The organism is Streptomyces sp. NPDC001634, assembly GCF_040298185.1.
In the GTDB taxonomy this organism is placed as follows: Bacteria; Actinomycetota; Actinomycetes; order Streptomycetales; family Streptomycetaceae; genus Streptomyces.
Genome location: NZ_JBEOZU010000036.1, coordinates 1,115 through 20,974 on the forward strand (window position 1 = coordinate 1,115; position 19,860 = coordinate 20,974).

Below are 19,860 nucleotides of genomic sequence, written 5' to 3' on the forward strand. Positions count from 1 at the left end.
ATGTTCGTGTTCTCGGCCGCTTTACCGTCGGGCTGGACGGTGCCGTTCGGTTTGTGGTGGTGTTGCCCGGGGGGGGGGGGGGGGGTGGGGGGGGGGGGGGCGGGGGGGGCCCCCCCCCCCCCCGCCGCGGGGGTTTGAGGTCAGGCCGCGTCGCCGGGGTGGAGGACGACCTTGGTCCAGCCGTCGTCGCGGTTGTCGAAGTGCTCGTAGCCTTGCGGCGCCTGGTCGAGGGGCAGCTCGTGCGAGACGATCCAGGATGGTTTGGCCTTGCCCTGCTGGATGAGGTTGCACAGTTCCCGGTTGTACGCCTTGACGTTGGCCTGCCCGTTGCCGACCGACTGGCCCTTGAGCCAGAACAGCCCGTAATCGAAGGCGATTTCGCCGTCTTCCCTGTACAGCGGGTCGGGACTGCCCGGGTCCTTGGGGATAAAGACGCCGACCACGCCAATGGAACCCGTGAACTTCACCGATTCCACCAGATTGTTCAACGTCAGGTTCGGATGCTCATGGCCCTGCGGGTCGTGCGCCTGGTAGCCGACGCACTCACAGCCGCGGTCCGCACCAAGACCATTGGTCTGCTCGTTGATCTGGTCTACCGGTGAGGCCTTGGAGTCGTCGATGGGAATGGCGCCGATCTCCTCGGCCAGTCGCAGCCGGTCTGGGTGACGGTCGACAACCATCACCTTGGCGGCGCTCTTCAGGGTCGCCGACAATGCGGCCATCAGGCCGACCGGGCCGGCTCCGTAGATGGCGACAGTCTCGCCGGGCTGCACGCCCGCAAGTTCGGTGCAGTGCCAGCCGGTTGGGAAGATGTCGGACAGCATCACGTAGTCGGTCTGCTTCTCCCAGGCCTCCTCCGGAAGCACCAGGCAGTTGGAGTCACCGTACGGAACACGCAGGAACTCCGCCTGACCGCCGCTGTAGGGGCCCATCCCCGCGAAGCCGTACGCGGCGCCGGCCATTTTGGGATCAACCGGGGTGGTCAGACAGAACGCCGTCAGGCCCTTGTCGCAGTTGCGGCAAAACCCGCAACTGATGTTGAACGGCAAGCAGACCAGGTCCCCCACCCGCACTCGGTCCACGCCGTCCCCGACCGCGACGACTTCACCCATGTTCTCGTGCCCCAGGACACGCCCCGTCTCCATGTCGGTGCGGCCCTCATACATATGCAGGTCCGAACCGCAGATGTTCGTCGAGGTGATCTTCACCAGCACGTCGGTCGGCCGCTCGATCCTCGCGTCCGGGACATCCTGGACGGTCACCGTGCGCGGGCCCTCATATACCAGAGCCTTCATGGAATTCCCGCCACCTTCCTGATGCGCAACTCATGTAACGCGCATTGAGACATTCTTGGTTACCTGTCTCTGGCGCAGAGAGCGCATTACCAATACATGGATGGGTGCACGCTGAGGCGTTGCGGACTGACGCAGAGTACGGACTCAACCAGAGGTGAACAGGGCGCACGCTCAGCATTACAGACCCATACGGCCGAGCAGCTGCTTCCGAGGGCCACGCCCGCGGCGAGAGACATACGTCTCACAGGCTTTTACTACCTCCACCCTCCCACCGGTGAACCGCATGTCAACCGGAAACCGGGGAGAGTCTCGGCGACGGGTGAAATGAAATCTGACCGCTGATGGGCGGATGAACGGTGACCCGCTTCGCGATCTTGTGATCATCCTGATCTTCATCGAGGTGGCGTGACACATCCCAAGAAGACGCCCCGCGCCCCATCTCCCCACTTGACCAGCGGCAACGGGGTGCCATCCTGACATCAACGCCCGACATCAACAGCCACGCACAACGGCGCACACTCACGGACCGATCTGGCCGCAACGTGGTGGATTGACAGCACTGAACGGCTGGTGGACGGTTCGAGCGTCCAGGGTCAACGCGCCTACGGATCGGAGGGTTGCATGTTCCGAACCTGCCGAGCGCGTATAGATCGAAGGCCCCGCCGGTTCCCAGCGGGGCCTTTTCGCGTTGGGTCTACGCGCACACGATCACTAGGCGTTCCTCCATGCCTCAAGGAATCGCTCGCGGTCCTCGGCCGTTTCGTGCTTCCGGTGGTCGGCGAGCACGACATGCCAGGCAGTGGTCTCGGCGTCACGCAGCCACAAGTTCCCGAAGTACCTGGCGCTGCCTATGACGTCCAAGGCGCCCCCGATCAGTTCGGCGACGGCATCGCGCTTGCCGTCGTCGAGCTCTGCAAGGAAGCTGAGCACCCGACGGGCAATGCCCGACTCGTTCCCCCCGACCAGGTAGTCGAAGAAGGGACCGCCGGCATTGGCCGGCACGATGTTCATGGCGGCAATGCCTCCCGCCTCCCGCAGCGACGCCCAGAACTCACGCCCCTCGGCCGTGCCTGGCAGCGGGAGCGCGGCGAAGAGGTCGACCAAATGACCGTTGGCCGCTTGGTTGTATGAGACGTCGCAGGCTGCCGCAGCAGCAATCTTCGCGACGTGCTCGGTGTCCAGCTCTGCGTCCATTGGCCAGTCCAGTGGAGTGTTGAGCTGGTGAGTGAGGTGCTGAGCCAGTTCGTCATCTTTGTCTAGGTGACGTCGGACGATCACTACTTCCCCCATTTCAACGCCAAATGGCACACAAGGCGGTTTCCCTCCGCCTGCCAGTCTGCCCGATCAGGCAGTGATCCACTGACGTGCGCGGACAACGTCTGAAAATCGCTAATGCCGTAGATCCAATGCAGGTGGCGGTGTAGCCGGGCGTTGGTGCTTGCCCTGCTCAGTACCTCCTCGCGCCCGAGAGTGAAGCCGCAGCAGTCCTGATGTCGTCGGCTGCGTTGCTGAGAGCTGCTGGCAGGTCTGCCACGCGCATCAAGGCCTGACAACTCGTAATGTGCGTAGGTCTCGGGTTCGAATCCCCAGAGCGGTCCAGTGGAACCCCAGCTCAGACAGTGTCTGAGCTGGGGTTTTTCGATCGATGGGCGCGGCGATGGAGGCGAGCCTGTGGTGCGCGACTATGCCGCAACCGCAGTGCAGAGCAAGATGGCTTCGCCTGGAGGTTCAGCCGGTGAAGGCGGTGGTGCCGTTCGGGACGCCGAGCCCGGACGGGCCGTCGTACCCGGTGGTGCCGGTGCAGAGGTAGGAGCCGCCGCAGCTGCCGTTTGAGCCGCTGGTGACGTCGTACAGCGCCGAGGTGTGCGCGTACGGGAAGGACGCGGGGGAGGAGCCGGAGGACGGAGTGCCGCCCAGCGCGTAGGTCGCCGCGATCAGCGGGGAGGAGGCGCTGGTGCCGCCGAAGACCATCCAGCCGGTGGCCTGCCGGTAGGTGTCGTAGACCGCGACGCCGGTGTTCGGGTCGGCGACCGCTGAGACGTCCGCCACGGTGCGCCTGGCGCAGCCGCTGTCGGTCTGCCAGGTCGGCTTGGCGTCGTAGGCGGAGCAGCCGGAGCCCGCGCCGCTCCACACCGTGTCCGTCCAGCCGCGCGCGTTCGACGCGGTCTTCAGGGACGTACCGCCCACCGCCGTCACGTACTTGGAGGCTGCCGGGTACTCGACGCCGTAGCCGTTGTCACCGGAGGAGACGGTGATGGCGACGCCCGGGTGGTTGAAGTAGGTGGAGTCGTATGTCGTGTCGCTGGAGGATTCGCTGCCGCCGTAGCTGTTGGAGACGAACTTGGCGCCCAGCCTGACCGCCGAATTCACGGCTGTGCCCAGGTTGGTCATGGTCGCCGAACTGGCCTCCACCAGCAGGATCTTGCAGTTCGGGCAGGCTGCGCTGACCATGTCGAGGTCGAGGGATTCCTCCTCCGCCCAGCCGGAGTCGCCGCGCGGGTAGCTGGTGCCGCCGTTCTGGTCGACCTTCTTGAAACAGCCGTTGGCGGTGGTGCAGGCGGACAGGCCGTACTGGGAGCGGTAGACGGCCAGGTCGGACTCGGCGTTGGGGTCGTCGTAGGCGTCGACGATCGCCACCGTCTGGCCCGAACCGCCCGTCGAGGAGGGCAGGTTGTACGCCGCCTGCAGCGAGGCGGGGCCGTAGCCGGAGGGAGCGGCGGCCGCGGTCAGATCGCTCTCGGCGTGTGCCGACTTCGGGGTGCCCGAGGTGACCTGAAGGGCGTTGCAGGCCATCCCGCCCTTCTTCGTCGGGGCGGCGCAGGCGTGGGCGACGGTGACGCCATGGGATGGGGAGGCAGTGGCCTGGGCTGCCTGGCCAACGGGGGCGGCCAGGGCGAGGGCTGCCGTGGCGAGCGTGGCCACGGCGGTGAGGGTAACGGTTCTGCGCAACGTACGTCCTCCACATGGTGGGTGAACCGGGAAGGGCTGTGGGGGGTGCGCGGGTACGACCTCGGCGCGGGATATGCGCCGTGGTCGGGCAGACCGTATGGATGTCGGGGCCACGTCAACAAGATCTATGTTGAAGCGAGAACGTTCCTTTGCCTTTTCTAAGGTGTTCGCGTGTTGTCCTTGGGTGAGTCATGGCCGAAATTCGGCCTGATCATGGCTTGACCGACCCGGGTAACGGTTCGCCCTGGGTTCAGTCGACAGTCCCCGTTCCGAAGCAGGCCAGGATCGAGAGCAGGCAGACATTCCGCCCCCAAGCCATCGGAGCGGCGACTGGGGTCCTCGCCCGCACCTGCGGCCGACCCTGGAGAGCCACGGGTCTCACTTGGGGTCTCAGTAGTCGCTCCGTCCGGCGTCGTCCGATGGCGTCCTATGACGTGTGCGAGACGCCCTGACCTCGCTCTTTTCGGGTGGGTGGACGGTGTCGGATCGCCGTGGACGAAGATCGGACAACTCGTAATGCGTAGGTCTCGGGTTCGAATCCCGAAGGCGGCTCCAGTGAAGCCCAGCTCAGACGGCGTTAGAGCTGGGCTTTTTGCTTGGCGGATGTGGCGCCGCCGTCCGCCGGGCCCGGTCCGGCTGTCGGTCCGGCGGCAGCACGGTGATTAGGTCGGTTGAACGGCGATCAGGCAGGTGTCGTCGTCGGTGTCGGCGATGTCACAGGACAGTAGATGGTCCAGATAGTCCTCGAGGTCGTCCTCCGGGCGGCTGGCGGCGGCGAGGAGCTGTTCGAGGGCTTGCTCCATGCTGCTGTCCCGGCGCTCGATCAGGCCGTCGGTGTACATCAGCAGGATGTCCTGCCGCTGCAGCTCGTGCCGGGTCTCCCCGTACGAGGCGGCGTCGACAGCACCCAGCAGCACGCCGTCCGGCGGCGTGAGCGCTTCGGCCTTCCCGTGGCTGACGAGGACCGGCGGCACGTGTCCTGCATTGGCCCAGCGCAGGGTGCGGGCGGCGGGATCGAACAGGCCGCAGACGACTGTCGCGGTGACCTGCTCGGTGAGGCAACAGGCGACGCTGTTCAGCCAGGAGAGCAGTCGGCCCGGCTCCGCACCGGTGATGGCCAGGCCACGCAGGGCGTTGCGCAGGACGATCATGCCCGTCGCGGCACCGATGCCGTGGCCGGCGATGTCGCCGACCGTGAGCAGCACCCGGCCATCAGGCAGTACGACGGCGTCGTACCAGTCTCCGCCGACCCGCTGGTCCTCCTCCGCCGGGCGGTAGCGCACGGCGACCCGCAGCCCCGCCTTGTACACCGGGTGTGCCGTCGGGGGCATGATCGCCCGCTGCAGCTGCCTGGCCAGGCGGCGACGCTCCGCGGCCTGCTGTTCCGCACCGGCCAGCCGGTCGCGGGTGGCGGCCAGCGCGACCTCGGTCCAGTGGTGCGGGGAGATGTCCTGGTAGGCGCCGCGTACTGCGACCAGGAGTCCGGAGGCGTCGCAGAGGGGTTCGGCGACCACCCGCAGGTGGCGGACCACCCCGTCGGCGCGCCGAAGCCGGAAGGTGATCGCGCTCTCCTCCCGCTGGTGCAGCACGGTGCGCAGGAAGCGCCCCACGGCGCCGGTGTCGTCGGGGTGCGCATGTCCGGAGAGCTGGTGCAGCGGTACCGGGGCCGCGCCCGGTGGCAGCCCGTACAGGGTGAACAGCTGCTCGGTCCAGGTGATCTCACCGGTGGTCAGGCTCTCCTCGAAGGCGCCGATCCGGCAGACCCGCTGGGCGTGCTCCAACAGGTCGGCAAGCCGGGCGTCGCCCTCCGGGAGTCGCCAGCTGAGCAGCACCACATCGCCGAAGCGGGCCAGCCCCACGACAGCGACCACGGCCGGCGGGGCCGGGCTGCCCGGGAACCTGAGTACCGTGCTCTGGCTGCGATACGGGGCCCCGGTGCTGTGCACCCGCTTGATCCGCTCGAACAGCCCGCCCTCCCCGGCGAACAGCGGATACGCCTCCAGCAGCGGCAGTCCGGTCAGCGAGCCACGGGGACGACCGGCCGGGTCGGTGAAGCGCTCATTGGTGTGCTCGATCATGAAGTCGGTGATCCGGCCGTCGCGGTCCCGCACCGGCCGCAGCAGGGCGGCCGAGTCCAGCAGGCCGTCGAGCAGTCCGACGAGCCAGGCGGCAGCCCCGCCGGGCGGGCCGCCCGATTCCATGCCGTGGTCGGAGAGTGACAGGGCGCACAGCTGGGCCAGGGCGTCCAGCTGCCGCTGGAGGGCGAGCGTGGGGTGGGCGCCGGGCCAGTGGACCTCCAGGACGCCCACCCACTGACCGCCGCCTTGAGCAGGCACGATGGCCCGTGTGCCGCTGCTGCCGCCGCCGATGGTGGGCGGCAGCGCCTCGCCGGACTCGGTGATCCACAGCGTTCGGTCCTCGGTGATGGCCTGCTGGGCCGGGGTGCCGAGCCCTGGCGGGACATAGCGCCAGCGGGCGGCCTCGGCGGGGCCGAACCCTGCCTCTCCCGCCAACGTGAGGGAGCCGTCCGGGGCGGCCGACCACACGGCGGCGGCGGTGGCGCCCAACGGCCTCAGGGCCCGGTCGAGGAGGGCGCGGGCGAGCGCTTGGGCGTCGTCACCGGCCAGGATGGCGGCGGCCTCCGCCGTACGCAGCCGCAGGGCGGCCCCGCCGTCCTGCGGGCCCGAGGTTTTTTCCTCTGCCGTCGGGCCGGTGCCGGGCGTGGCCTGCGCTGCACGGGCTTCCGCGACCGCGCGGGCGGTGGCGTCCGGGGCGGCCTGGTTGACGATCTCGGCGGCCAGCTCGGGCAGGGCCATCCGGGCGTCGGAGGCAAGCCTCTGCAGCTGCCGCGCGGCTTCGGCCGGAGAGCAGTTCAGCCGTTCCACCAGGATGCCCTGGGCGAGTTCCACCAGAACCCGGGCCTCGCGGTCCTCCCGCAGGGCGCGGATCTCGGCACTCAGCCGGTCGACCGTGGCCGCCAGCCCGGCCGCTCCGGTCTCACCGTGCCGGGCAGGACCTGCGGCGGGTTCGGAAGTGGGCGGCCGCCGCGTGGGCTCGCGCTGCTGCTCCACCATGGGGTTGCTCCTCGGCCCGGGGATCCGGCGGGCGGCTGCTCGCCCGGTGCCACCCCAAGCACATCACAGGTCGAGGCAGCGGCGCATGCAGTGGACCAGTCGCTGCGCGTCGACGGGCTTGGGCACGTAGTCGTCGGCCCCGGCGGCCAGGCACTTCTCCCGGTCGCCGGACATGGCCTTCGCGGTGACCGCGATGATCGGCACACGGCGACGTCCGGGTATGGCGCGGATCGCCGCGGTGGCGGCGTAGCCGTCCATCTCCGGCATCATCACGTCCATCAGGACCAGATCGATGTCCTCGTCGGCCAGCACCTCCACGCCTTCACGGCCGTTCTCGGCGTGCAGGACGCGCATGCCGTGCAGCTCCAGGATGCCGGTGAGGGCGAAGACGTTCCGGGCATCGTCGTCGATGATCAGTACGGTGCGGTCGGCCAGCGGGTCGGCCTCCTGAGGTGCGGGCTCCGGCCTGGCCTCCGGGGCGTGGACCGGTGGCAGGGCCTCGCCGGGGCGCTCGGCGGTCAGGTGCAGCAGGATGCGTTCACGCACCTCGTCCAGACTGGTGAGCACTTCGAGCGGCTGGGCGCCGGCCCGGGCCCTGAGCCAGTGCTCCTCCTCGGCCGAGGGCGCCGGGTGGCTGCAGTGGACCAGGACGGGGACGTGGCGCAGGGCCGGGTCGGCCTCGAGGAGATGCAGCAGTTCGCCCGCACCCTCGCCGGGCAGGCCGCAGTCCACCACTGCGCAGTGGTGGGCCCGGCCGGCCAGTGCGGCCGCCGCCTCCCCGGGATCGGCGGCGGTGTCCACCCGGACGGGCGAGGAGACCCCGGGCAGATCGGCGACGGCGCTCTCGGTCAGCAGGGACAGCAGCCCTCGCGGCCTGGCCTCGACGACCAGCACGCGGCGTTCTGCGGGTGGCGCGCCGTGAGTGTCCTCGGGGAGGCCGGCTTCGCCGGGGCGTCCCGGACCGCCGGGTGCGGTGCCGCGGTGGACGGGGGGCTCGGCGCCGGGCACTGCCGCCACGGGGGCCCCGGCGGCTGCCGGTAGGCCCGCGGTGTCCTGGACGGCGGGGTGCACGGCCGGCAGGTACAGGGTGAAGCAGCTGCCCTCGCCCTGAGTGCTCTGGGCGTGGATGGAGCCGCCGAGCAGGTAGGCGATCTCACGGCAGATGGACAGGCCCAGGCCGGTTCCTCCGTACCGGCGGCTGGTGGTGCCATCGGCCTGCTGGAAGGCACCGAAGATGTTCTCCAGGTGCTGGTCCGAGATGCCGATGCCGGTGTCGCTGACCCGGAAGGCCAGGGCGGGGCTGCCGCGGCGGATGGGGACGGGCAGGTCGGCGGCGGCCGTGTCGATGGGTTCGATCCGCAGCTCGACATGGCCTGCCTCGGTGAACTTCACCGCGTTGGAGAGCAGGTTGCGGAGCACCTGGCGCAGCCGGGCCTCGTCGGTGACCAGTTCGGACGGGACTCCGGGTGCCGTGACGACCCGGAACTCCAGTCCTTTCTGGGAGGCCAGGGGGCGGAAGGCGGCCTCCAGGTAGTCCAGCAGCTGACGCAGGCGGAACCGCTCGGGGCTGATGTCCATCTTCCCCGCCTCGACCTTGGACAGGTCGAGGACGTCGTTGATCAGCTGGAGCAGGTCGGAGCCGGCGGAGTGGATGACTTCCGCGTACTCCACCTGCTTCGGGGTGAGGTTGCGAGTGGGGTTCTGGGCCAGCAGCTGGGCGAGGATGAGCAGGCTGTTGAGCGGGGTCCGCAGCTCGTGGCTCATGTTGGCCAGGAACTCCGACTTGTACTTGGAAGCACGGGCAAGCTCCCGGGCCCGGGCCTCGAGCTCCTGCCGCGCCTGCTCGATCTCCAGGTTCTTCGTCTCGATGTCGCGTTTCTGGCTGGCCAGCAGCGCGGCCTTCTCCTCCAGCTCGGCGTTGGAGTGCTGCAATTCCTCCTGGCGGGCCTGGAGTTCCTCCGAACGGGCCTGAAGCTCGCCCGCGAGGCGCTGGGACTCGCCCAGGAGCTCGTCGGTGCGGGCGTTGGCGATGATGGCCTTGACGTTGACGCCGATGGCCTCCATCAGCTGGTCCAGGAAGTCCCGGTGCACGGGGGTGAAGCGGCCGGTGGAGGCCAGCTCGATGACGCCGAGCACCTGCTCCTCCGCCATGACGGGCAGCACGACCAGGCTGGCGGGGGCCGCAGCGCCGAGACCGGAGGAGACGGTGACGTAATCGGCCGGTACGTCGTCGACCGCGATGGTGCGGTGGCTGAGGGCGGCCTGACCCACCAGCGACTCGCCGAGCCGGAATCGCGTGGGGCGGCGGGTGCCCTCGGGGCGTCCGTAGGAGTCGATGAGGCACAGCTGCACGCCTTCGTGGGTGTCCTCGCCGAGGAAGAAGGCGCCGTACTGGGCGGAGACCAGCGGCACCAGTTCGTCCATGATCAGCCTGGCGACGTCGGCGAGATCGCGGCGGCCCTGCATCAGGCCGGAGATCCGGGCCAGGTTGGTCTTGAGCCAGTCCTGCTCCTGGTTCGCCCGGATGGTCTGCCGCAGCGACTTCACCATGGCGTTGATGTTGTCCTTGAGCTCGGCGACCTCTCCGGAGGCGTCCACGGTGATGGAGCGGGTCAGGTCGCCCTCGGCCACCGCACTGGTGACCTCGGCGATCGCGCGGACCTGCCGGGTGAGGTTGCCGGCCAGCTCGTTGACGTTCTCGGTGAGCCGCTTCCAGGTGCCCGAGACGCCCTCAACTTCGGCCTGCCCGCCGAGGCGGCCCTCGCTGCCGACCTCGCGGGCCACCCGGGTCACCTCCGCGGCGAAGGAGGACAGCTGGTCGACCATGGTGTTGATGGTGGTCTTGAGTTCCAGGATCTCCCCGCGGGCGTCCACGTCTATCTTGCGGGTGAGGTCACCGCCGGCGACGGCGGTGGTGACCTGGGCGATGTTGCGGACCTGGCCGGTCAGGTTGTTCGCCATGGAGTTGACGCTGTCCGTGAGGTCCTTCCAGGTACCTGCCACATGCGGCACCCGGGCCTGCCCGCCGAGGATGCCTTCGGTGCCCACCTCGGAGGCCACCCTGGTCACCTCGTCGGCGAACGCGGACAAGGTGTCGACCATGGTGTTGATGACCCCGGCGAGGGCGCCGACCTCCCCCTTGGCCTCGACGACGATCCGCTGGGAGAGGTCGCCCCGGGCAACGGCGGTGGCCACCTGCGCGATGCTGCGCACCTGGCCGGTGAGATTGGACGCCATGACATTGACGTTGTCGGTGAGGCCCTTCCAGGTGCCGGAGACCCCGCGGACGGTGGCCTGGCCGCCGAGGTTGCCCTCGGTGCCCACCTCGCGGGCCACCCGGGTCACCTCGTCGGCAAACGCCGAAAGCTGGTCGACCATCGTGTTGATGGTCTCCTTGAGCTCCAGGATCTCCCCGCGAGCGTCCACGGTGATCTTCTGGGAGAGGTCGCCGCGGGCCACGGCGGTGGCCACCTGCGAGATGTTCCGCACCTGAGTGGTGAGGTTCCCCGCCATGGCGTTCACCGACTCGGTGAGGTCCTTCCACGACCCCGACACGTCCGGCACCCGGGCCTGTCCGCCGAGGCGGCCCTCGCTGCCGACCTCGCGGGCCACCCGGGTCACCTCGGAGGTGAACCGTGACAGCTGGTCCAGCATGCCGTTGAAGACAGTGGCGATCTCGCCGAGCAGCCCGTCGCCGTCCTCGGGGATCCGGGTGCGGAAATCGCCGTCCCGGACCGCGGTGAGACCGGCGAGCAGGCGGCGCAACCCGGTCTCGTCCATCTGGGAGGCCACGCTCGCAGGTCCGTCCCGCGTGGCCGCCCCGGAAGCCTCAGCCATCTCCGCTCCCGCCGTACTGATCCGCCACCGGCCGGCCGGCCGGAAGGCTGCCTGGAGGGTCGGGCCCTCGGCCCGACCCGGAGGCTGCCTGGCGGTCTCCCCGTCGTCTCCAGTGTGCCGCCGACGAGGCACGGCGGACAGCGCAGGCCCGAGGTGCCACGGTGGCCCCATGGGCCGCCGCCCGGCGCCTCGCGGCAAGGCCCCGGGCCCGCGCCTCACGGATTGGACCGGTCGACAAGGTGCACATCGCTGACCAGTCAAAACCGGACGCTCGAGCCCCGCCCAGAACCACCCGGCGCGATCGCGCAATCCGTCGTAAATGCGCTTGTCCGCCATTTCGGCACCGCACTACGTTGCCGATGTGGATCTCTTCTTACGCTCATGGACAGCGTTGCGCACGGCGGTTGCCGAGCTCCCGGGCGAGGACTTCGCACAACCGTCCGGCTGTACCGGCTGGCTCGTACGGGACCTGGTGTGCCACCTGATCATCGACGCACAGGACGTCCTGATCACTCTCGTGACCCCCGCCGAAACGGAACCGACCCGCGACGCGGTGACCTACTGGGATGTCGCCGAAACGCCGCCGACCGGTGACGACCCGCTCGACGCGCTGATCGTCCGGCTGGCCGCCGCTTACGAGGAGCCGCGGCTGCTCAAGTTCCACCTCGACGACGTCGGCTCCGCCGCCGGTCGCGCCGCCCGACTTGCCGACCCGGGCCTCCGGGTCCGCACCCGTGACCAGGTCCTCACCGCGGGCGACTACCTCTCCGCGTACGTCCTGGAGTGGACGCTGCACCACCTCGACCTGGTCGCGCATCTGCCGGACGTGGCGGGACCGTCCGCGGAGGGGCTTGCCCGGTCACGCGAGATGCTGGAGAAGATCGCCCGGGCCGTGTTCCCCGCGTCGTTCTCCGACAAGGACGCGTTGCTGGTCGGCACCGGGCGGCGTGCCCCGACCGACGTGGAGAAGGCCGAACTGGGCGAGATGGCCGCGAGACTCCCGCTCTTCCTCGAATGATCGTCTGGCTGAACGGGGACCTTCTGATCGTCTGGCTGAACGGGACCTTCGGCCGGACCTTTGTGCAGGTGCTTCTCAGCGCTGTTGCGACGCCATCCGCTGCCGTACGGCCTCATAGGTGAACAGGGCCGCCGACACCGCCACGTTGAGTGAGTCCACCTGGCCGAACATCGGGATCTTCGCCTTGGTGTGGCTGCCGGCGAGCCACTGGTCCGACAGGCCGTACTTCTCGCTGCCGACCAGGATCGCCGTGGGCCCGGTCATGTCGACGTCCGCCATCAGGACGTCCGTGTCGGGGGTCGTGGCGACGACGTTCACCGAGTGCTCGGCCAGCCAGTTCATGACCTCTTTGGAGTCGGCCGAGGCGATCGGTACGGCGAACACCGTGCCCTTGCTGGCCCGGATCACATTGGGATTGCCCCAGTCGGTCACCGGGTTGGCCGAGATGACGGCGGTCACGCCGGCCGCGTCCGCGGTGCGGAGCATGGAGCCCAGGTTGCCGGGCTTCTCGACGCTCTCGCAGATGAGGAACAGGGCCCGGTCGTCGATCGCGATGCGGGAGAGATCCGTCTCGATGTCCGGCACGACGGCGAGCCAGCCGTCCGGGCCCTCGCGGTACGCGGCCTTGTCGAAGGCCTGGCGGCTGAGGCTGAACAGGGCGGCTCCGCGCTCCGCGGCCCGGGCCACGACGTTCCTCGGGTCCGATCCACCGGTCAGTGCGGGGCAGAAGTACAGCTCGCGGGGACGAACGCCGGCCCGTAGGGCGAGGTCCAGTTCCTCGTACCCCTCCACGAGCGTCACTCCGGCACTCTGCCTGTTGCGACGGCGGCGGAGAGCGGCGAGTTCCTTCACATGGGGGTTGCTCGGGCTGGAGATTTCCTTGGGTGAACCAACCCGCGGGATGGACGACATCGGCGGTGGGAATCACGGCGCCCTTCGGGCCCCGATCCTCCGCCCCCTTTCTCTTGTGCACTGCGCGCGGTCGTGGGCCAGCGTACATGCGGGTCTCAAGGGGAGGGCGCCCGCGCGCGACGCCCACGACGCCCCGTGTCCGCCCGTACCCGTACCGTCCGAAAGGCCTCAGTAGCGCCGCAGTAGTAAGGAGGTAAATCTTCCGGCACGAGGAGAACCGAAGGACACCAGGCGTCCTCATAGTGAACGGTTAGCATCGCGGACATTGTCGTCGGCCGGAATGGGGTGAGTGTCGTGTCGCAGACGCAGCAGGAGCCGGGGCCCCGTATCGCCGTCGCCGTCGTCACCATGGGCAACCGGCCCGCCGAGGTCGACGCGCTCCTCACGTCCGTGGCCAAGCAGGATCTCGCCCCGACCCGCATCGTCATCGTCGGCAACGGCTGCCCGCTGCCCGACTTCGCCGAGCGCCTCGGCCTTCCCGGTGAGGTCACCTGTGTCGAGACCGACGAGAACCTCGGCTGCCCCGGCGGCCGCAACGTGGCCCTCGCCAGGCTGCGGGAGTTCGGGGACGTCGACGTCGTGGTCGAACTCGACGACGACGGGCTGCTCGTCGACCCCGATGTGCTCCGGCGCGTACGGGACCTGTACGCCGCCGACCCCAGGCTCGGCATCGTCGGGTTCCGCATCGCCGACGAGTACGGCGAGACCCAGCGGCGGCACGTCCCGCGGGCCGGTGCCGCCGACCCGATGCGCGGCGGACCGGTGACCGGATTCCTGGGCGGCGGGCACGCGCTGTCCATGGCGATGCTCGCGGAGACCGGCGACTGGCCCGCCGAGTTCTTCTTCGCGCACGAGGAGACGGACCTGGCATGGCGGGCCGCCGACGCCGGGTGGACCATCCTGTACGCGCCCGAACTGCTTCTCCAGCATCCGAAGACCTCGCCCGCCCGGCACGCCATCTACTACCGCGTCACGGCGCGGAACCGCGTGTGGCTGGTGCGGCGGCGGCTGCCCCTTCCGCTCATTCCCGTGCACCTGGGGGTGTGGATCGCCGTCACCCTCCTGCGGACGCGATCGGTCGGCGGGCTGAAAGCCTGGTTCGGCGGGTTCATGGAGGGGCTGCGCACCTCCGGTGGTGAGCGGCGGCCCATGCGCTGGCGCACGGTCTGGCGGCTCACCAGGCTCGGCCGGCCGCCGGTCATCTAGCGCCGGTCATCCGGCCCACCGGTCCATCGGCCGACCGGTCCACCGGCCCACCGCCCCCTCGGCCCACCGGCCCACCGCCCCACCGGTCATCCGGTCCACCGGCCCACCGCCCCCTCGGCCCACCGGTCCGCCGCCCCACCGGTCATCCGGCCCACCGGTCCGCCGGCCCACCGGTCATCCGGTCCACCGGTCCGCCAGCCCACCGGTCATCCGGCCCACCGGTCCGCCGCCCCACCGGTCATCCGGCCCACCGGTCCGCCGCCCCACCGGTCATCCGGCCCACCGGCCCACCGGTCATCCGGTCATTCACCCCTCGAGGACCGGGCAATGACGAAGGACCCGGTCGTTCACCTCCGCCGACCGGGCCCTTGCGCTACCCCGGATCCGGCCACGGCGGCGACACTCCCCCGAGCTACGCGTGAACGCGCGCGCCGTCGGGCCAGATCCGATGAAGGGATCACATCAGGCCACGCCAACAGATCGCTAACATGTGGCCAACGGTTCTAGAAGGAATCGCGGGACGGTCGGCGGGAAGTCGCCGGAAGCAGGCGCGTAGTCGTCGTCGCGGGGGTGAAGTCGTTGTCGCGGGGCGGCAGTACGCGCTACGCGCTCCGGTTCGGACTGCTCGGTTCGCCCGTCGTGTACGACGCCGACGGCGAGATCCGGCCCATCGGCAGTGGCAAGATGCGCGCCCTGCTGACCGCACTGTTGCTGGAGCCGGGCCGGGTCGTTTCGGTCGATGCGCTCAAGGACGCGCTGTGGGGCGGGGCGCCGCCGGCCTCGGCGCAAGCCTCCCTGCAGAACCACGTCACCCGGCTGCGCCGGCTCCTCGGCGACGACGGCCCCGAGCGGCTGCGCGCCGTACCGCCCGGCTACCTCCTGCGTGTCGGCGAGGGCGAGCTGGACGTTCGCGTCTTCGAGGACCATGTCGTCGCGGCCCGCGCCGGGCATGCCGCCCACGACTGGGAGCGCACCGTCCGCGAGGCGTCCGCCGCGCTCGGGTTGTGGCGCGGCACCCCGCTCAGCGGCCTGCCGCCGGAGACCGGCGGGCGCGCGCTGGTGCAGCGGCTGGAGGAGGCGCGGCTGCTCGTCCTGGAGTGGCGGTACGACGCCGAACTGCACCTCGGCGGCGCCCGACTCGGCGGTCTTGCGCCGGAGTTGGCCGCGCTGGTCGCCGAGCACCCGCTTCGGGAGGGGTTCCACCGGCTGCTCATGCTCGTCCTGCACCGTACCGGCCGCCCGGCAGAGGCCCTGGCCGTCCATCGCGACCTGCGCGTACGCCTCGTCGAGGAACTCGGAGTCGAGCCCGGCGCCGGGGTGCGCGGGGCCCATCTCGAAATCCTCCGGGACGACCGGTCCGGGCCGGGAGGCGCCGGCAGCGCGCGTGCCGACCGGACCCAGGCCGGCAGCGCGCGTGGCGACCGAACCCAGGCCGACGGCACGCAGCCCGACCTCACGAACGCCGACGACACGGCTGTGGACGGTGCGGTCGCCGACGACACGCGCGCGGGCAGTGCGGTCACAGACCGTACGGTCGCCAACGCCGCTGTTGCCAACTCCGCGGTCCCCAACGCCTCCGTCGCCGACGGCACGGTCACCCATGGCGCGATCATGGACGGCGTCCCGCGCCCCGCCCAGCTTCCGCCCCCGCCCGCGCACTTCACCGGCCGTGGCGCCGTGCACGAGGAGCTCCTGGGCTTCCTCGGCGCCGAACGCTCCGCGCCTCGCGTCGCCGTGCTCAGTGGCATGGCGGGCGTGGGCAAGAGCGCGCTCGCCCTGCACGTCGCGCATGCACTGCGGGAACGTTTCACCGATGGTCAGCTCTACGTCAATCTGCACGGCGCCACGCCCGGCATGACCCCGCTCACCCCCGAGCAGGCCCTCACCTCGCTGCTGCGCGATCTGGGCGCCGAACCGCGCCGCATCCCCGAACGCCCGGACGCTGCCGCCGCGTTGCTGCGCTCGCTCCTCGCCCCCACCCGCACCCTGATGGTGCTGGACGACGCCGCGAGCGCCGCCCAGGTGCGCCCGCTGCTGCCCGGTGGCCCCGGCTGCGCGGTGATCGTGACCAGCCGCTCCCCGCTCGCCGCGCTCGACGGCGCACACCGGGTCCCGCTCGCGCCCCTGTCGGCCGAGGACAGCGCGGCCCTGCTCCGCGCGGTCTCGGGCCGGGACGGGCTCGACGCGGGACATCCGCTCGTCGAACTCGCCGGGCGGCTGCCGCTCGCCCTCCGCGTCGTCGCCGCACGGCTCGCCGCCCGCCAGGCGCTCAACCCCGACGTCCTGGCCGGTCAGCTGACGGCCACCGAAGGGCGGTTGCACCAGCTGGAGTACGACGACCTGAGCGTCCGCAGATCGCTCGCCGTCGCGCACGACGCGCTGCGCGCCTCCGACCGCGAGGCCGACCGGGACGCGGCACGCGCCCTGTGCCGCATCGGGTCGCTGGACCTCCCCGGCTACGGGGCGCCCCTCCTCGCCCACCTGCTCGACGCGGACGAACGCCGTGCCGAGGCCGCCCTCGACCGGCTCGTCGACGTCGCGCTCCTGGAGGAGACGGCGTATGGGCGATACGCGCCGCACGACCTCGTCCGGGACTTCGCCCGCGAGACCGCGGCGGCCGAAGAAGGCGCAGTGGGCGCAGTGGGCGCAGTGGGTGCAGAGGGCGGGGCGACGGATCATGTCGTCGCCGACCTCGCCCTGCGCTGGTACACCGCCGTGGCCGTGCGCGCGTACGAGGCCCTCGTAGGCCCGGGTGCCGAGCGCGAGGACCGGCTCCGGGCGACCCCGTCACAGCCTCGTACGCACCGCGCGGACGTTGCGGCCGCGCCCGCCTTCGGCTCGGCGCGGGCCGCCGCCGAATGGATCGTGCTCGAACTTGAGAACATGCTGGCGCTCGTGGAGCGCCACGCGGAGTCCTCCGCCCAGGTGCCCCTGCTCGTCCGCATGATCGCCACGCCTCTCCAACACCGTGGCCGTGTCGCCGAGCTGGAAGTGCTGGTCCGCGCCTCCCTGCGCGGGGCGCGCCGGCTGGCGGACGCGCCCGCGGAGGCGTACGCGCTGCTGGATCTGGCCGGGCTGCACTTCATGAAGGGCCGCGGGAACAACGCGCTCGCCCTGCTGGACGAGGCCCTGGAGATCTGGCGGCGGCTCGAGTACGTCTCCTGTCTGTGCCGTTCCCTCAACAACCGCGGACTGCTCCTGGAAGTGCTCGGCCGGCACGAGGAGTCCGGTGAGGCGCTGCGGCAGTGCCTGGAGTACCTGCGCGTACTGAAAGACCCGATGCAGGAGGCCATCACCTACAGCAACCTCGGCAACCTGTACGAGCACACGGATCCGCGGGCCGCGATCGACCACCACCGCCGGAGCCTGGAGATCGGCGAGCGGATCGGCCATGTCATCGTCCGTCACTCCGCGCACTGCAACATCGGGTTCGCCCATCTCACGCTCGGCGAACCCGACGCCGCCGTACCGCACTTCGAGGAGAGCCTGCGCATCCTCGGCGGTCATGGCCACTGGCAGGGCGAGTCGCAGACCCGGCTCGGTCTGGTGCGGGCGCTGCGGGGGCGGGGGGACGCCGGGCGGGCCGCGCGGGAGTGCGATGTGCTGCTGGCCCACGCCACCCGCCGCGGCGACCGGTACGCCGAGGGGCTCGCCCGTCACCAGCGGGGACTGCTCTACCAGGCCGAGGGTGACGCCCAGGAGGCCCGTCGGCAGTGGGCGTCCGCGCTCGCCGCGCTGGACGGGACGGACAGCCCGGTGCCCGAAGAGCTGAGGGAACTGCTCGCGGAGGGGCAGGCCGGTCGCCCAGGTCGTCCCCAGGGCGATCCGTCCGGCCGCGTACGCGCCCTCACTTCGCGTCCGCGTAGCACTCCACCACGGCCGTAGTGAACGGAATCCGCACCGGCGTCTCGCCGAACGTCAGCCGCATCGCCAGCTCCGAAGCCTCCCGGATCGCGGTGACCACCGTGTCCGCCTCCTCGGCCGGGCAGTGCACGATCACCTCGTCGTGCTGGAAGAAGACCAGCTCGGCAGCGAGGTCCGCACAGGCGCGGCGCAGGGCGGCGAGCAGCAGCAGGGCCCAGTCGGCGGCGCTGCCCTGCACGACGAAGTTGCGTGCGAAGCGGCCGCGGGCGCGGGAGTTGGTGGAGGCGTACCCCGGCAGCCACTGCTGTGGTTCCTCGGACGCGCCCGCTGGACCGTCCTCCGGGGCTTCCTGCGGAATGCCCGCTTCCTCGGCCGCGTCCTCCGACGCCCCGGCCGCCGGCGGGGACGTACGCCCGAGCCAGGTTCTGACGAGCCGGCCCTCCTCGCCCGCGCGGGCCGCGTCGTCGACGTACGCGACCGCCCGGGGGAAGCGGCGGCGCAGTGCGGCGAGGTTCTTCAGGCCGTCGCCGGACGTCTGGCCGTAGATCGCGCCGAGCACGGCGAGCTTGGCCTGGGCTCGGTCGCCGGAGAACGCCCGGTCCGACACCGACTGGTAGAGGTCGGCCTCGCGTCCGGCGACCTCCATGAACGCGGGGTCGCGCGAGATCGCGGCCAGGACGCGCGGCTCCATCTGGGCGGCGTCGGCCACGACCAGCCGCCAGCCGGGGTCGGCGACGACGGCGCGCCGGATGACCTTGGGGATCTGCAGCGCGCCGCCGCCGTTGGTGACCCAGCGGCCGGTGACCGTGCCGCCCGGCAGGTACTCGGGCCGGAAGCGGCCGTCGCGCACCCAGTCCTGCAGCCAGGACCAGCCGTGGGCGACCCAGATGCGGTACAGCTTCTTGTACTCCAGCAGGGGCTTCACGGCGGGGTGGTCGATGGAGGCGATCTCCCAGCGGCGGGTGGAGCGCACCTTGATCCCGGCCTGCGCGAAGGCCTTGACGACGTCGGCGGGCAGATCGGGCCGGACGCGGCGGCCGAAGGCGGCGGAGACCTCGTCGGCCAGCTCGGCCAGCCGCCGGGGCTCGCCGCCGCCCGCGTAACGCTCGCCGAGCAGTTCGTGGAGCACCTCGCGGTGGACGTCCGCGCTCCATGGCAGCCCGGAGCGGTTCATCTCGGAGGCCACCAGCATTCCGGCCGACTCGGCGGCCGTCAGCAGCCGCATGCGGTCCGGGTGTGCGGTGGCGTCGTGCCGGCGCTGCTGGTCCGCGTACACCTCGACGAGGTCCTTGAGGGGGACGCGGACGGGGTTCGGTTCGAAGAGGGAGGACTGCGAGCCCGGCTCGGCGGAGCGCAGCGGGGGATCCGGGGGCACGGGTCCGCCGCGCAGCCGGGCCAGCGCGGCGGCGGCCGACCGGGGCTCGCCGAGGCGTCCCTCGTGGCCCAGGAGGAGGGTCTCGGCGGCCTCGACGTCGTAGCACCGGTCGACTCGCACCCCCGTGGCGAGCAGACGCGGCTGGACGTCGGCGGTGGACCGCCACACCCACCGGGTGACCTCGGGCCGCGTGCGCACGGCCTCCCCGAGATCCCCCTCCCTGACCACGGGCCCCGCGAGCAGCCCGTCCGGGCCGAGGGCGGCGACTTCCGCGCCACCGTCCTCGGCCGGAGCGAGAGCCCAGCGCCCGGTCATGCTGCGAGTGTCGCA

Annotated in this window: 10 protein-coding genes; 3 read left to right on the plus strand and 7 right to left on the minus strand. The window is 70.9% G+C overall.

The window, feature by feature from the left end:
* Positions 1–140: 140 nt before the first annotated feature.
* The 5 genes from ABT186_RS23915 to ABT186_RS23935 all read right to left on the minus strand — a co-directional run bounded on the left by ABT186_RS23915 (position 141) and on the right by ABT186_RS23935 (position 11,155).
* On the minus strand, positions 141–1,295 hold the full coding sequence (locus tag ABT186_RS23915) for a glutathione-independent formaldehyde dehydrogenase (protein ID WP_351230056.1): 1,155 nt from the start codon (positions 1,293–1,295) through the stop codon (positions 141–143).
* 711 nt (positions 1,296–2,006) lie between these two features.
* Positions 2,007–2,489: a hypothetical protein gene (locus ABT186_RS23920; protein ID WP_351230058.1), complete on the minus strand. Its 483-nt coding sequence runs from the start codon at positions 2,487–2,489 to the stop codon at positions 2,007–2,009.
* 534 nt (positions 2,490–3,023) lie between these two features.
* Entirely contained in the window at positions 3,024–4,244 is a 1,221-nt protein-coding gene (locus ABT186_RS23925; RefSeq protein ID WP_502973298.1) for a S53 family peptidase, read from the minus strand.
* Between the two features lie 662 nt (positions 4,245–4,906).
* Positions 4,907–7,318 (minus strand): SpoIIE family protein phosphatase, encoded by a 2,412-nt coding sequence (locus ABT186_RS23930; protein WP_351926771.1) that lies wholly within the window; start codon positions 7,316–7,318, stop codon positions 4,907–4,909.
* Between the two features lie 63 nt (positions 7,319–7,381).
* Positions 7,382–11,155, minus strand: coding sequence for a HAMP domain-containing protein (locus tag ABT186_RS23935; RefSeq protein ID WP_502973299.1), 3,774 nt, complete (start codon positions 11,153–11,155; stop codon positions 7,382–7,384).
* 361 nt (positions 11,156–11,516) lie between these two features.
* Between ABT186_RS23935 and ABT186_RS23940 the strand changes: the two genes are divergently transcribed.
* Positions 11,517–12,173 (plus strand): maleylpyruvate isomerase N-terminal domain-containing protein, encoded by a 657-nt coding sequence (locus tag ABT186_RS23940; RefSeq protein ID WP_351230064.1) that lies wholly within the window; start codon positions 11,517–11,519, stop codon positions 12,171–12,173.
* A 75-nt stretch (positions 12,174–12,248) separates the two neighbouring features.
* Here the strand turns inward: ABT186_RS23940 and ABT186_RS23945 are convergent, their stop codons facing one another.
* Positions 12,249–13,085: a TrmH family RNA methyltransferase gene (locus tag ABT186_RS23945; RefSeq protein ID WP_502973300.1), complete on the minus strand. Its 837-nt coding sequence runs from the start codon at positions 13,083–13,085 to the stop codon at positions 12,249–12,251.
* Positions 13,086–13,379: 294 nt separating this feature from the next.
* Here ABT186_RS23945 and ABT186_RS23950 point away from each other — a divergent pair, with 294 nt between their 5' ends.
* Together ABT186_RS23950 and ABT186_RS23955 are read left to right on the plus strand one after the other, a co-directional pair.
* Entirely contained in the window at positions 13,380–14,291 is a 912-nt protein-coding gene (locus ABT186_RS23950) for a glycosyltransferase family 2 protein (protein ID WP_351926775.1), read from the plus strand.
* 570 nt (positions 14,292–14,861) lie between these two features.
* On the plus strand, positions 14,862–18,176 hold the full coding sequence (locus ABT186_RS23955) for an AfsR/SARP family transcriptional regulator (protein ID WP_351926777.1): 3,315 nt from the start codon (positions 14,862–14,864) through the stop codon (positions 18,174–18,176).
* Here the strand turns inward: ABT186_RS23955 and ABT186_RS23960 are convergent.
* Positions 18,139–19,845: a bifunctional 3'-5' exonuclease/DNA polymerase gene (locus ABT186_RS23960; RefSeq protein WP_351230072.1), complete on the minus strand. Its 1,707-nt coding sequence runs from the start codon at positions 19,843–19,845 to the stop codon at positions 18,139–18,141. The two genes, ABT186_RS23955 and ABT186_RS23960, sit on opposite strands and share 38 nt — an antisense overlap.
* Positions 19,846–19,860: the final 15 nt, after the last annotated feature.